Here is a 13,440-nt window from a genome sequence, read left to right as displayed (position 1 = left end):
TCAGACAATTTCCGCGTCATAACCCATGAAAAAATTCGGGTTTTGGGGTAGCAGCGGTATATCATAACACTGACTGGGGCGTGCCTGAATATGACAGTCGTGCACTTTGGGAGAAGCTAATCCTTGATGGTTTTCAAGCGGGACTGAGCTGGATCACGATCCTCAAGAAACGCGAGAATTTTCGCGAAGCTTTTGCTGGGTTTGATCCCAATATCGTCGCGGGCTGGGGTGAGGAAGAAATCGAAAGGCTTTTGCAAAACCCCGGTATCATCCGCCATCGTGGCAAAATCGGCGCAACGATTACCAACGCGCGTGTTTGGCAGAGCATTGAACAAGAGCAAGGTTTTGATCGCTACCTTTGGGGCTTTGTCGGTGGTTCGCCAATCCAGAATTCTTGGCGCACACTCGATGAAGTGCCTGCTTTTATGGAACTTTCTACACAGGTTTCGAAAGACCTGAAGAAACGCGGTTTCAAATTTTGTGGGCCTACAATCGTTTACGCATTTATGCAGGCAGTTGGCATGATCAATGATCACCTTGTGACGTGTCCGAGGCACGAGGGGGTTAAAAAGCTTGTGCGTTGAACCTTAGCGCTGTTGACTCGCGCAAACCCCCTCTGTATGCGCCCTTTTATTGGTGTTGGTGGCCCTCGTAAGGGGATGCCTGTCGGGTCGAGCTCTGTTTATACCTTCACGTATAGAGCGAAACCAAAGGACAGCACCTTTCAAAAATGAAACTTGAAAGGATCCAGATCGTGACCAAACGCACATCTGCCAAATATAAAATTGACCGCCGTATGGGCGAAAACATCTGGGGTCGTCCGAAGTCCCCAGTAAATCGCCGTGAATATGGCCCCGGCCAGCACGGTCAGCGCCGTAAGGCAAAAGTTTCCGACTTTGGTCTGCAGTTGCGCGCCAAGCAGAAGCTCAAGGGCTACTATGGCGACCTGACTGAGAAGCAGTTCAAGAAGATCTTTAAAGAAGCGGACCGCGTCAAAGGCGATACAGGTGAAAACCTCATCGGCCTTCTCGAGCGTCGTTTGGACGCGGTTGTGTACCGTGCCAAGTTCGTTCCAACAATCTTTGCTGCACGCCAGTTCGTGAACCACGGCCACGTCCGTGTGAACGGCAAGAAAGTAAACATCGCATCCTACCGCGTTCGCGAAGGCGACGTTGTTGAGGTACGTGATCGTTCCAAGCAGATGGCCGCAATTCTTGAAGCAACACAGCTTCCAGAGCGCGATGTGCCTGACTACATGGACGTCGATCACTCCAAGCTGACAGCGACATTCACACGTACACCTGGTCTGTCCGACGTGCCGTATCCGGTGCTGATGGAACCAAACCTCGTGATCGAATATTACGCACAGAACTAAGGTTCACAGCATAAAATTCAGGGCCGTCGCGAGAGATCGCGGCGGCCTTTTTCGTTTCGGCTGGCTTTGGCGAAACGGGCTGGCTAAAAGCGCAGTAAGGAGACCAGCACATGAGCAAGATCAAACCCCAACCGGGCATTATGGACATCGAGCTTTATCAAGGCGGCGCGACGCATGTTGAGGGTGTCAGCAATGTCGTGAAACTCTCGTCGAACGAGAACCCGTTCGGCCCGTCGCCTGCCGCGATCAAGGCTTATGAGGCGGGTGCGCGTTCGCTGCATCGGTATCCTTCGTCGGATCACGCTGAGCTTCGCGCAGCCATTGCATCGGTGTACAGTTTGGACGGGGACCGCATCATTTGCGGTGCAGGCTCTGATGAAATCATCGCGTTTTTGTGCCAAGCCTACGCGGGCAAAGGTGACGAAGTCATTCACACAGAGCACGGCTTTGCCATGTACGCGATTTCCGCGCGTGCAGCAGGGGCGAAACCTGTCGAAGTGAAAGAGCAAAGCCGCGTGACAGATGTCGATGCGATCCTCGCGGCCTGCACGAACAAGACCAAGCTGGTTTTTATTGCGAACCCTAACAATCCAACGGGCACGATGATTGCTTTGTCTGAGGTCGAGCGTTTGGCGGCGGGTATTCCAGAGCAAGCGATTTTGGTGCTCGACGGCGCTTATGCGGAGTATGTTGAGGAATATGATGGTGGAGCAGCCTTGGTGGACGCGCGCGAGAATGTTGTGATGACGCGCACCTTTTCCAAGATTTATGGGCTTGGCGCTTTGCGGGTCGGTTGGGGCTATGCACCTAAAGCGATCATTGATGTGCTGAACCGCGTACGTGGTCCATTTAACTTGAGCGATGCTGGTTTGCGCGCTGCTTTGGCGGCGGTTCAGGATCAGGCCTACGTCAATCAATGCCGTGAGGCGAATGCGAAATGGCGCGACTGGCTTTCGCATGCACTGGCCGCGCATGGCGTGCCATCGGATGTGAGCCTCGCGAACTTTATACTTGCGCGGTTTGGCAGTGATGAAGAAGCAGGTGCATGCGACGCCTACCTACAAAGCCAAGGGCTGATTGTGCGACGTGTGAAGGGCTACAAACTGCCCAAAGCTTTGCGCATCACCGTCGGTGATGAAGCATCTTGTCGCCAAATTGCTCATGCGGTTGGCCAGTTCAAAGGCGGCGCGCGATGAGTCAGATTTATGATCGCGTGGCACTAATTGGCCTAGGATTGATTGCTTCCTCGCTCTATTGGGCGTTCAAGCGCGATGGTTTGGTTGGCGAAGTGACGGGCTATGCACGATCTGGCGAAACGCGCGATATCGCGCGTGAGATTGGGCTGTGTGATCGTATTTGTGACAGCGCGGCCGAAGCCGTCGAAGGCGCTGATCTCGTGGTTCTTTGCGTCCCTGTTGGTGCGATGGATGCGGTCGCGCGCGAGATCGCACCAGCGCTGAAAGCAGGCGCGACGGTCACAGACGTTGGATCTGTCAAGCGAGCAGTCATAGACGCAGTGCATCCGCATTTACCTGATACAGTGCATTTTGTTCCCTCGCATCCGCTTGCGGGTACAGAGCATTCAGGCCCACGTTCGGGGTTTGCTGAACTGTTTGAAGGGCGCTGGTTTCTGATCGTACCGGTGGAGGGCACTGATGTCGCCGTGGTCGATCAGCTTGATACACTTTGGCAAGCGATCGGGTCGAAAACCGCGCGCATGGATGCGGATCATCATGATCTTGTGCTGGCCGTGACTTCCCACGCGCCGCACTTGATCGCATATACGATGGTTGGTGTCGCCGATGATCTCAGTCGCGTGACAGATAGCGAAGTGATCAACTATTCGGCGGCGGGTTTCCGCGACTTTACACGCATCGCAGCGTCTGACCCTACCATGTGGCGCGATGTGTTCTTAAACAACAAAGACGCGACGTTGGAAATTCTTGGGCGCTTCACAGAAGAGCTTTTTGCATTGCAACGCGCGATCCGCACCGAAGATGGCGATATGTTGCATGATTATTTCACGCGCACACGTGGCATCCGGCGGGGCATTGTTGAAGCGGGGCAGGATACGGATGCCCCCGATTTTGGGCGAACGAAAACATGAAGCATGTGATTGCAGCGATCTTGCTCGGGTGTTTGGCGATGCCAGCCGCGGCAATTGCGCCTGATGCGTCGATGCGTCCTTTGGCGCGTGGGCAAGAACCTTCGCCAGTTTTGCTGCGCCCTAAGTTACGCCCTGAAGTGAAGGCAGTTTTAGCTGCTGAAGCCGCTTTGCCACATCGCCCGAAGCTGCGCCCAATGTCGGAGCAAGAAAAGGCCATGGGTGATGGCGCGCAGATTATGCTCGCGTCAGCTGCAGTGGGATTGCAGCAATCTTTGCATCCAGTGACGCGCCCAAAAGGATTGGCGGAAAAGGTCATGGGCCAACGCCGCCAAGCAAAACGCGCGCTTGTGAAAGGGTCTGTTTGCGGTGACCCCGCGATTCAAGGCGATGTGGTTGGCGCTGTTCCAGGGCGTATTCGCGGATGCGGTGTGCAAAACGCTGTTAAGGTTCGATCTGTTTCGGGTGTTGCGCTGAGCCAATCGTCTGTCATGGATTGCGGTACGGCAAAAGCTTTGAAGACTTGGATTGATAAAGGCGTGAAGCCTGCGCTTGGTAATCGCGGTGGTGGTGTGAAATCTTCGCGTGTCGCTGCGCATTATGCGTGCCGTACGCGCAATAACAAAAAGGGTGCCAAGATTTCAGAGCACGGCAAAGGCCGTGCGATTGATATTTCTGGAATTAAGCTGAAAAACGAAGAAGTGATTACGGTTTTGAAAGGCTGGCGTTCTGGAAAGAACGGCCCGGCTTTGAAGCGCATGCACAAGGCGGCTTGTGGGCCGTTTGGTACAGTTTTAGGGCCGAATGCAGATCGCTATCATCAGGATCATTTCCATTTTGATACGGCGCGGTATCGATCTGGCAGTTATTGCATGTGATGTTTTCGGATCGCAAAGCGATCCGACCGGCTGGGGGACTAGTCCCCCAGACCCCCTAGGATATTTAAAAAGAGAGGAAGAGCAGCGGTTTATTCACGAAGTTCTTCCAGTCTAACGCCCCAAAGTGCTGCTTTTGGTGCCCAGCCTTTGTAGCCCGATGAGGTGAGGCGACACCAAGCAGGGCCGCATTTCCCAAGTCGTGCAATCACGCCATGTTCTAATCGAGCCATAACAGGAGTCGCTGGATCCGCGCGTTGGTAGAGTGCGAGCATGTCTTGCTCGATCAGCACGTAGCGTGTGCCAGAGAGCAAAGAATAATGCACCCAACCGCCTGCGCCATCGCGGTCGCGTACGCGACGCCAGTGGCCATGTTCAGCGGTGATTTCAAGTGGCATATCGCGGCGTTTGAAGACCCAGTCGATGCGATGGCTGAGGGAAGGCCCACGCCGCACGTTACCTTCGCTCGCCTTTAGGGAAACGTACCGAGGCAAGGGTAAATTGGTCACGGCCCCGCGCTCGGACGCGCTGGCTGTCGCTGCAATAAGAGCGAGCATGCCTGCTCGCAAAAGCGTCGCAATTGGTTTCATAAATAGGCCTGTTTTTTTGACTGCGTAATATTATTGCGCCTTGCTTCTTGTAGGTGGCGGCGCTTTTGGGCACTCTGCACCTGAACGGTCCGTTTGAAAACCCGCAAGGAGAGCAAGATGCCATCAGAACGCTTGAGTGTTGTCGTGACGCGACGCCTGCCAGAGGCGGTTGAGACGCGGATTAAAGAGCTTTTTGATGTGCGCTTGCGTGATGATGATACACCGATGACCCGTGCGGAGCTCTCAGAAGCGGTGAAAACGGCTGATATTTTGGTGCCAACGGTAACAGATACGATTGATGCTGCCTTGCTTGCAGGTGCCGGTCCGCGTTTGAAGTTGATCGCGAACTATGGTGTCGGAGTGGATCATATAGACGTGGCGACAGCGCGGCAGCGTGGGATTTTGGTGTCTAACACGCCCGGAGTTTTGACCGATGACACCGCTGACATGACGATGGCGCTTTTGCTCGCCGTGACGCGGCGCATTCCTGAAGGATTGAGCGTTATGCAGTCGGGTGAGTGGGGCGGTTGGGCTCCGACAGCTTTGCTGGGTGGTCGCGTTGGTGGGCGTCGCCTTGGTATTCTTGGTATGGGTCGCATTGGCCAAGCAGTGGCGCAGCGCGCGCGCGCATTTGGGATGCAGATCCATTATCATAATCGCCGCCGTTTGCGTCCAGAGGTTGAGGATGGTTTGGAGGCGACCTATTGGGAGAGCCTCGATCAGATGGTCGCGCGTATGGACGTTCTGTCCGTGAATTGTCCGCATACGCCCTCGACCTTTCATTTGCTCAATGCGCGACGTTTGAAGCTGATGAAACCCAGCGCTGTTTTGGTGAACACGTCACGCGGTGAAGTGATTGATGAAAATGCAATGACGCGAATGCTCAAGGCGGGTGACATCGCTGGTGCTGGGCTTGATGTCTATGAGCATGGCATGGAAGTGAGCCCTGATTTGCAAGGGCTGCCAAACGTCGTGTTGCTACCGCATATGGGGTCGGCCACTCAAGAAGGTCGCCTAGAGATGGGTGAAAAAGTCATCATCAATATCAAGACATTTGCAGATGGGCATCGCCCACCGGATCAGGTCGTTCCGGGCATGTTATAAAACAATTTAGGGAGACGAGACGATGCGCCAGAAGTTGATTTCAACAGGATTGGCGTTGATTGCGCCGTTTGCTTTATTCGCTCAAGAGGCCGCAGATGCGGTTCAGCCTGAGACGACGATTTCCCTTAATTCCAAAGCGGCTGGAACGCCGGTCGAAGCGCAAGACTGGATGATCGTTGCTGCCAATCCATTGGCGTCGCAAGCGGGCGCCAAGGTGCTTAGGCGTGGTGGGACGGCTGCGGATGCGATGATCGCGGTGCAAACCGTTCTAGGACTGGTTGAGCCGCAAAGCTCTGGTCTTGGTGGTGGCGCGTTTCTGGTTTGGTATGATGCAGAGAGTGGCGCATTAACCACGCTTGACGGGCGCGAGACTGCACCCGCTGATGCGACTCCGCGTTTGTTTCAGGACGAGAATGGAGAGCCTTTGAAGTTCTGGGATGCGGTTGTTGGTGGGCGCTCGGTTGGGGTGCCTGGCACGCCTGCGTTGATGGAACGCGCGCATCAAAAATGGGGCAACCAAAAGTGGGATACGCTGTTTGAAGATGGCATCGCGTTGGCCGCTGGTGGCTTCAAAGTATCAGAGCGTTTGGCTGGTATGATTGCGCGCGACTCAAACCGCTTGGTGCGCTTCGGTGGTTCGTCTGCGTATTTTTATCCGGCAGGCGTGCCTTTGAAAGAAGGTAAAATCCTACGCAATCCTGACTATGCAGAGACGCTGCGTGATCTCGCCAAGAACAGGACGATGAATTTTTATAACGGTGATATCGCGCGTGAAATTGTGCGAACCGTGCGCAACACGAGTGGTAATCCTGGTGTGTTGAGCATGTCTGACATGCGCGGCTATGAGGTCAAAGAGCGTGCCTCGGTTTGCGCTGCTTATCGCGCGCATGAGGTCTGTGGGATGGGGCCACCCTCGTCTGGGGCGTTGACGGTTGGGCAGATCTTGGGAATGCTGGATGGCTACGACTTGGCCGCTTTGGGTGCTGAAAATCCACAAAGCTGGCGCTTGATTGGCGATGCTTCGCGGCTCGCGTTTGCAGATCGTGGGCGCTACATGGCGGATAGCGATTTTGTGCCCGTGCCTGTGAAAGGCTTGGTCGATCCCGAGTATTTGGCGCAGCGTGCGGAGGCGCTGGATGGGGGGCCTGCTTTGGAGACGGTGAGTGCGGGCATGCCAGCGTTTGATCATGCGATGCTCTGGGCAGATGATGAGAGTATTGAGCTGCCATCGACCTCTCATATCTCAATCGTGGATAGCTACGGTAACGCGTTGTCGATGACGACGACGATTGAAAATGCGTTTGGCTCGCGCCTGATGGTGCGGGGATTTTTGCTGAACAATGAGCTGACAGATTTCTCGTTTCGCACGCATAAAGAAGGGGTGCCGATCGCCAATGCCGTCGCACCGGGCAAACGACCGCGTTCTTCGATGGCTCCGACGATTGTTTTGAAAGACGGTAGACCTGTTTTGGTGGTGGGTAGCCCCGGTGGCAGCCGGATTATTGGCTACGTGGCAAAAACGATTGTCGCGCACTTAGATTGGGGAATGGATGTTCAACAGGCGGTTTCGCTCGGGCATGCTGTGAACCGTTTTGGCACCTATGATCTGGAAGCTGGTAGCGCGATGGAGGCGATGGCTCCTGAGTTGGAAGCGCTTGGATATAAGGTGAAAATACGCGATCTTAATTCAGGAATCAACGCGATCTCGATCGGTGATAGCTTGCTCGGTGGAGCCGATCCGCGGCGCGAAGGCGTTGCCCTTGGGAAATAAGTTTATTTTGAAAGATGAAGGTCGGGTTGTTCTTCTAAATTGGCGTCTCCCCTTGTTGCGAGCCATTCGCAACACCATATCTAACTTATGAATAGACGATCCTTCACCGCCTCGCTCGCTGCTATATTTGCAGTGCCTGCCTTGCCTGCCGTTGCTTCGTTGGCGCCTGCTGCGGCATCACAAACCGCATTTTCGCATTATGCCACAGCCAAATTGCTAGCTCGTGCGCACAATCGATGCTCGCCAGAAATGTTGCAGCGTTTGTTGCGTGTGGACAGTGCGATGGCGCAAGAATTAAATGCTATGCTGCTCAAACGTGGTGTGATTTCAGGCGCGGGGGCGCATGGTGTGTCTATGGCAATCGAGCCGCTCAATACGCATTGCATCACAAACGAAGCAATGCGTTCGTCGAATTTGGTGCAGAAGGTGCGAAAGGCGAAGGTGCGGATAGACAAGTTAGACAAGGTGTCAGAGGCGTTTGAAACGCCACAACACGCAAATGCTTCCAATACAGATCAACAAAGCGGTTCTGAGAGCGGCTAACGCGCAAAGTAAAAAGAAGTCGGTTTCCAACGGTTTTGCGTCGGCTTGACCCCGCGCGTGCCTGCGACATTTGCGACAAGGGATGAAAGTGCATTTCAGGGAATCGCAGATCATGAAAACTCAGGTCAAAGCTCTTGTCGTTGGCGGCGGTGCTGTCGGAACGTCTATCGCGTATCATCTTGCGAAAGCGGGTTGGGATGATGTCATGCTGCTGGAACGTGATGAGCTGACGTCTGGGTCTACATGGCATGCCGCGGGTCTTTTGCCGCTCTTCAACATGAGCTTTGCGACGACGCATATTCACCAATATTCTGTTGATTTCTACAAAGAGCTTGAGGCGGAAACGGGTCTGAACGCGGGTTTCGCGGTCGTTGGTAATCTGCGTATGGCCCAAACCAAAGAACGCATGGACGAGTATATGGTCTATGCGTCAACTGCCGAAACCTGCGGCGTCCCTTATGAATTCTTGACCCCTGACGAGATCAAAGCGCGCTGGCCATTGATCAATACCGAGACGCTTGAGGGCGCTTTGTATCACGCGACGGACGGCTATATTAACCCTGCGGATGTAACGATGGCGATGGCCAAGGGCGCGCGTCAGCGCGGCGTCGAAATTGTACGCCGTGTGCAAGCTGATAGCTTTGAATGGACAGGCACGCATTGGAACGTGACTTGTTCGAAGATGATCGAGAAGGGCGGCAATCTGATCGCGTCTGACGAGCAGGTTGTCATTACCGCAGAACATGTCGTAACCGCTTCTGGCAACCATGCGCAGCGCACCGCGAAAATGCTTGGCATCAAAATTCCTGCGATCCCTGTTGAGCACCAGTTCATTGTGACTGACGTTGATCCCGCTTTGCAGCAATGGCGCAAGGATGGCAATCCTGAGCACCCTGTAATCCGTGATGCAGACGCGCAAAGCTATGTTCGTGAAGAACGTGGTGGTTGGATCTTGGGCGTGTACGAAAAAGACGCGCCAGCAGTCTTTGAATATGGCGTGCCAGACAGTTTCCGCGCAGATCTTTTCCCGCTCGCACTAGACCGGATCGAAGAGCAATATATGGCGATGATCCACCGGATGCCGTCATGTGAGGAAAGCGGGCTGAAGGATGATTTCAACGGTCCAATCTGCTACACACCTGATGGTAATCCGCTTGTTGGTCCAGCACCGGGTCTGCGCAATATGTGGCTGGCAGAAGGGTTTTCGTTTGGCATCACAGCGGCGGGTGGCACGGGCTATTACCTTGCGCAAATGATGGTAGATGGTGAAGCCGAGATTGACATGGCGAGCCTTGATCCCAAGCGCTACGGCTCTTGGATGACCACAGAGTTTGCAGCGCGCAAGAATGAAGAGTGCTACGATCACGTCTATGTTTTGCACCACCCTGATGAAGAACGTCCGGCCTGTCGCCCGCTTCGCACGGCGCCTGCTTATGACCGCCAGAAATCACGTGGCGCGCAGTTTGGATTTGTGAATGGATGGGAGCGTCCTAACTATTATGGACCTCTCGATGCGCCTGATAACTTCGATCACGATGGTCGTTCGTTCCGTCGCGGTGCGTGGTGGGAGCACGCGGTTGAGGAAGCCAAAGCGATCCGTGAGGGCGTCGGCCTCATCGATGCGACGGCCTTCACGAAGCATGTGGTCAAGGGCCCGGGTGCGACGGCGTTCCTGGATTGGTTTACCTGTAACAAACTGCCGAAAATTGGCCGTATCAACCTAACCTATGCGCTGACTGCGGCGGGTACGACACGCACAGAATACACCATCGTGCGCAATGGCGAGAACGATTATTATCTTGTGAGCGCCGGTGCTTGGACTGCGTATGACGCTGACTTCCTGCGCAAAGCTGCGGAGGATAAAGCGCCTGAGTTCGGCTATATCGAGATTCAGGATGTTACCACGCAGTGGGGTGTGTTTGCCATCGCGGGCCCCAAATCACGCGATGTTTTGAACAGCGTTATTAAGGATGCTGATCCTGCGACTGCACTCACGAACAAGCGCTTCCCTTGGCTCTCTGCGCGCAAGATTGAGCTGGGCATGTGCCCCGTGAATGCGATCCGCGTGGCCTACACGGGCGAGCTGGGGTGGGAGTTGCACCATCCGATGGAAATGCAGAACTATCTGTTTGATTTGCTGGAAAAAGCGGGTGAGCCCCATGGGATGAAACTGGTTGGTGCGCGCGCCCAAAACTGGTTGCGTCAGGAAAAATCTTATCGCGCCTTTGGCAACGAGTTGGGTCGCGATGCAACACCTGCGGAAGCGGACTTGCCGCGGTTTATTGATCTGAGCAAGGAGTTTCAGGGCAAGGCAGAGATGGAAGCGATTGGCATCAGATCCAAGTGCGTGACTTTGCTGATTGATGGACCGAGCGATGCGGACCCATGGGGCCGCGAGGCGCTTTATGACGGGGACACCAAAGTAGGTCGTCTCACCTCTGGTGGGTATTCTGTGCACTTCGGCAAGTCGATTGGCATGGGTTATGTGTCGCCTGATTTGGCGGTTGTCGGTCAAAAACTGAAAGTCAAAATGCTGAACCAGCTTTGGGATGCTGAAATCGTTGAAGACAGCCCTTATGATCCAAAGAACACCACTATCCGTGTAGACGGTTGATGGGATGCGCGCTGCTTTTAAGGCAGCGCGCTATTAGCCCACACCCCGCGATTTGCGCCACTGCTTCCACTGTGCCTCAGAGCCGTTGAAGCAGTTTAAATCGACTTCTTTTTCGATGCCGTCCAGAACACCCGTCGCAGTGTATTGCCAAAACCGCCACCCTTTGACGCGATAGCGTTGTTCGACGTGATTGGCTGTTGAGCGCAGCCAGAAGTCTCGTTTCAGGCGGGCAACATCGTTGCGTTCCCAGAAATCGGGGGCAGTGTAGACGACAACACGGGTTTGGTAGTGACGCTCAATAATCTTGATGAACCGATTGGCAACTCTGCGCACTTCGGCTGCTGGCGGGCGCAAGGTGCAGGTCGGCGAAAACGGGTTCCATTCCAGATCGAGCACAGGTGGCATTCCCCCGCGCAGACGCGGCACATTCTTGATGAACCACTTGGCCTGCGTATCTGGATCGGTGCAAAAGTAATAGAAATGATAGGCCCCAACTGGCACGCGCGCACGTTTAGCTGCGCGCCAATTCGCTTTAAATTCAGGATCAAGTAAATCACCGCCTTCCGTTGCTTTCAGCCAGGCAAAACGGATGCCTTGGCGACGCACTTGTTTCCAATCCATTTGGCCTTGAAAGCGCGCAGCATCAATGCCGTGAACTGGAAACGTCGAAGGCCCTCGAGCGCCAAAATTTACAGGATCGTTGTCTCGAAACGTCGAGCGTGCAAGCAAAAGCGAAGGCGCTGAAAGTAGTGGCAAACTTGCCAATCCAGTGAGTGTCGCGCGGCGGGTCAAAGTCATAGAAAATTACTTCGGTTTACGAATTACAAAACTCAAATTATTTGCGGGCATTTCAAGGATTTGATCCACCACAAGGCCACTGTCGCACGCCCAATTCAAAATTTCAGTGTCGTCTTTGTAGCCAATTTCGCGATCTGCATTGATCAGGCTTTCATGAAAACGCGCATCCCCTTCAGAGATCAACGCACCTTCTCGTTTGAATGGGCCATAGAGCAAGAACATGCCACCAGGGGCAAGCGCTTGGCTGACTTCATCCATAGCTGTGCGCGCATGTTCAGCACTGATCAGATGAAGCAAATTAACCAAAACAATCAGGTTGAGTTTTCCTGTACTTGCGCTCCAACCCGCTTTGGTCGCGTCAAGTTTTACTGGCAATGTCAGGTTCTCAAGCTGCGCATCACTCACATAAATCGCAATAGAAGCGAGCCGCGCTTCGTCGATATCCGTGGGCACCCAAATGAGGTTTGGGCACGCCTTGGCAAAAGCGACGCAATGCTGGCCAGTTCCGCTTGCCAGCTCAACTGCGCGACCTGTCTTTGGGGCAAAATCGCGCAGGACTTGGCAAAGCGCGTTCGCGTTTTTAGAAGCAGACGGCGCGACAAGTCGGCCATCATCCATTTGCTCTGCAATGCTTGCTGTCGGAGGGAGGGTCATACGCGTTCTTCCCAGCGATCTGTCGCAGGTGGTGGGGTAGGGCTGAGTGCCGCAATCTTTTGATAAAGCGCGTCGTCCATTTCAAAGGTGATTGCGTCGAGTGAAGGCTGCAATTGCTGAACGGAACGCGCTGATAAGAGCGGCACAGGCGCAAACGAGTGATGGGCAACCCATGCGGCGGCGAGCGTTGCTGGATGAATGTTCTGTTCGTGCGCGAGCGCACTTAGGGCGGCAGCGGTTTCGTGCATATATGCAAGTGAATAACGCTGGTTATAGCGTGTATCCGTCGCGATTCGACCACTCGCGCCTTGGCCATATTTTCCGGTCAACAATCCACCACCAAGCGGCGAATAGGGCGCGCATGTGATGCCTTGATCCATGCACATCGGCAGAATTTCAACCTCTGCTTGGCGCTTCACAAGGTTGTACATGGGCTGGATGATATCGATGCGTGTTCCGTGCGATTTGGCCAGCCCGACAGCATCCATGACTTGCCAAGCAGCGAAGTTCGACAGTCCAATATAGCGAAGTGTGCCTTGGCTTTGTTGCTCAGCCATCCATTCAATCGCGCGCGGCAGGTCCTTGCCGACGTGACGATGCAGGTAAAGGATATCAACGCACTCCATACCTAGCCTTTTGCGCGAAACGTCAAAATCGGTTTGGAGTTTGGTAGGATCACCCTGTTCGTCATAAGCAACTTTAGTGGCGATTATCAGCTCGTCGCGCAGGGGCTTTACAAGTGCCCCAAGGATCGTTTCGGAGCGACCTTCTGTATAAAGATATGCAGTGTCAAAGTGGTTAATGCCTGCCGCACGTGATGCGTCAAACATCTCGGCGCTGGCTGTTTCATCGGCAGTGCCGCCAAATTGCATTGTGCCAAAAGCGAATGGGCTCGCGGCGGTTCCATTTAGGGTTTTGATATCTATCATGCTGCCAAAATGGCACGCGCTGCTTGGCTTGAAAAGAGCAACAGCACCGCGCTACAAAAAAGGCCCCGCTTGTCACCAAGCGA

The 13,440-nt window shown here is 54.2% G+C and carries 12 protein-coding genes and 1 pseudogene; 9 read left to right on the top strand and 4 right to left on the bottom strand.

What is annotated here, in order from left to right; genetic code table 11:
* Positions 1-59 precede the first annotated feature (59 nt).
* The 5 genes and pseudogenes from PFRI_RS02885 to PFRI_RS02865 form a co-directional block, all read left to right on the top strand.
* Positions 60-584: pseudogene (locus PFRI_RS02885) on the top strand (DNA-3-methyladenine glycosylase I); the annotation flags it as partial.
* Between the two features lie 170 nt (positions 585-754).
* Complete coding sequence (rpsD, locus tag PFRI_RS02880; protein WP_072629251.1) at positions 755-1,375, top strand: 30S ribosomal protein S4; 621 nt, start codon at positions 755-757, stop codon at positions 1,373-1,375.
* Between the two features lie 110 nt (positions 1,376-1,485).
* On the top strand, positions 1,486-2,571 hold the full coding sequence (hisC, locus tag PFRI_RS02875) for a histidinol-phosphate transaminase (RefSeq protein ID WP_072629247.1): 1,086 nt from the start codon (positions 1,486-1,488) through the stop codon (positions 2,569-2,571).
* Positions 2,568-3,482, top strand: coding sequence for a prephenate/arogenate dehydrogenase family protein (locus PFRI_RS02870; protein ID WP_072629246.1), 915 nt, complete (start codon positions 2,568-2,570; stop codon positions 3,480-3,482). Before hisC ends, PFRI_RS02870 begins: the two co-directional genes overlap by 4 nt.
* The gene (locus PFRI_RS02865) at positions 3,479-4,357 is read left to right on the top strand and encodes an extensin family protein (protein ID WP_072629245.1); all 879 of its coding nucleotides are present in this window, start codon (positions 3,479-3,481) and stop codon (positions 4,355-4,357) included. The genes PFRI_RS02870 and PFRI_RS02865 overlap by 4 nt, the downstream gene beginning before the upstream one ends.
* Positions 4,358-4,446: 89 nt before the next feature.
* Here the strand turns inward: PFRI_RS02865 and PFRI_RS02860 are convergent, their stop codons facing one another.
* On the bottom strand, positions 4,447-4,944 hold the full coding sequence (locus PFRI_RS02860; RefSeq protein WP_072629244.1) for an SH3 domain-containing protein: 498 nt from the start codon (positions 4,942-4,944) through the stop codon (positions 4,447-4,449).
* A 117-nt stretch (positions 4,945-5,061) separates the two neighbouring features.
* Between PFRI_RS02860 and PFRI_RS02855 the strand changes: the two genes are divergently transcribed.
* The 4 genes from PFRI_RS02855 to PFRI_RS02840 all read left to right on the top strand — a co-directional run bounded on the left by PFRI_RS02855 (position 5,062) and on the right by PFRI_RS02840 (position 10,976).
* Positions 5,062-6,048, top strand: coding sequence for a 2-hydroxyacid dehydrogenase (locus PFRI_RS02855; protein WP_072629243.1), 987 nt, complete (start codon positions 5,062-5,064; stop codon positions 6,046-6,048).
* 22 nt (positions 6,049-6,070) lie between these two features.
* Positions 6,071-7,819, top strand: a complete 1,749-nt coding sequence (ggt, locus tag PFRI_RS02850) for a gamma-glutamyltransferase (RefSeq protein ID WP_072629242.1) — start codon at positions 6,071-6,073, stop codon at positions 7,817-7,819.
* A 282-nt stretch (positions 7,820-8,101) separates the two neighbouring features.
* Positions 8,102-8,362 (top strand): hypothetical protein, encoded by a 261-nt coding sequence (locus tag PFRI_RS21050; protein ID WP_139292073.1) that lies wholly within the window; start codon positions 8,102-8,104, stop codon positions 8,360-8,362.
* A gap of 112 nt (positions 8,363-8,474) precedes the next feature.
* A complete protein-coding gene (locus PFRI_RS02840) occupies positions 8,475-10,976 on the top strand; it encodes a GcvT family protein (protein WP_072629240.1) in 2,502 nt (833 codons plus the stop codon).
* A gap of 33 nt (positions 10,977-11,009) precedes the next feature.
* Here the strand turns inward: PFRI_RS02840 and PFRI_RS02835 are convergent, their stop codons facing one another.
* The 3 genes from PFRI_RS02835 to PFRI_RS02825 are packed head-to-tail and all read right to left on the bottom strand — an operon-like array spanning position 11,010 to position 13,357.
* Positions 11,010-11,774 carry a GH25 family lysozyme gene (locus PFRI_RS02835; RefSeq protein ID WP_072629239.1) on the bottom strand — a complete coding sequence of 255 codons (765 nt, stop codon included), beginning with the start codon at positions 11,772-11,774 and terminating at the stop codon, positions 11,010-11,012.
* A gap of 6 nt (positions 11,775-11,780) precedes the next feature.
* Complete coding sequence (locus PFRI_RS02830; RefSeq protein WP_072629238.1) at positions 11,781-12,428, bottom strand: DUF938 domain-containing protein; 648 nt, start codon at positions 12,426-12,428, stop codon at positions 11,781-11,783.
* Entirely contained in the window at positions 12,425-13,357 is a 933-nt protein-coding gene (locus PFRI_RS02825; protein WP_072629237.1) for an aldo/keto reductase, read from the bottom strand. The genes PFRI_RS02830 and PFRI_RS02825 overlap by 4 nt, the downstream gene beginning before the upstream one ends.
* Positions 13,358-13,440: the final 83 nt, after the last annotated feature.

This window comes from Planktotalea frisia (assembly GCF_001890925.1).
Classification (GTDB): Bacteria; Pseudomonadota; Alphaproteobacteria; order Rhodobacterales; family Rhodobacteraceae; genus Planktotalea; species Planktotalea frisia.
Note: the sequence above shows the minus strand (reverse complement) of the source record. Positions and strands in the feature narration are given on the sequence as shown.

Coding starts and splice junctions, on each gene's coding strand:
- hisC (WP_072629247.1), top strand. CDS start 1,486: ATGAGCAAGATCAAACCCCAACCGGGCATTATGGACATCGAGCTTTAT.
- PFRI_RS02870 (WP_072629246.1), top strand. CDS start 2,568: ATGAGTCAGATTTATGATCGCGTGGCACTAATTGGCCTAGGATTGATT.
- PFRI_RS02865 (WP_072629245.1), top strand. CDS start 3,479: ATGAAGCATGTGATTGCAGCGATCTTGCTCGGGTGTTTGGCGATGCCA.
- PFRI_RS02860 (WP_072629244.1), bottom strand. CDS start 4,944: ATGAAACCAATTGCGACGCTTTTGCGAGCAGGCATGCTCGCTCTTATT.
- PFRI_RS02855 (WP_072629243.1), top strand. CDS start 5,062: ATGCCATCAGAACGCTTGAGTGTTGTCGTGACGCGACGCCTGCCAGAG.
- ggt (WP_072629242.1), top strand. CDS start 6,071: ATGCGCCAGAAGTTGATTTCAACAGGATTGGCGTTGATTGCGCCGTTT.
- PFRI_RS21050 (WP_139292073.1), top strand. CDS start 8,102: ATGGCGCAAGAATTAAATGCTATGCTGCTCAAACGTGGTGTGATTTCA.
- PFRI_RS02840 (WP_072629240.1), top strand. CDS start 8,475: ATGAAAACTCAGGTCAAAGCTCTTGTCGTTGGCGGCGGTGCTGTCGGA.
- PFRI_RS02835 (WP_072629239.1), bottom strand. CDS start 11,774: ATGACTTTGACCCGCCGCGCGACACTCACTGGATTGGCAAGTTTGCCA.
- PFRI_RS02830 (WP_072629238.1), bottom strand. CDS start 12,428: ATGACCCTCCCTCCGACAGCAAGCATTGCAGAGCAAATGGATGATGGC.
- PFRI_RS02825 (WP_072629237.1), bottom strand. CDS start 13,357: ATGATAGATATCAAAACCCTAAATGGAACCGCCGCGAGCCCATTCGCT.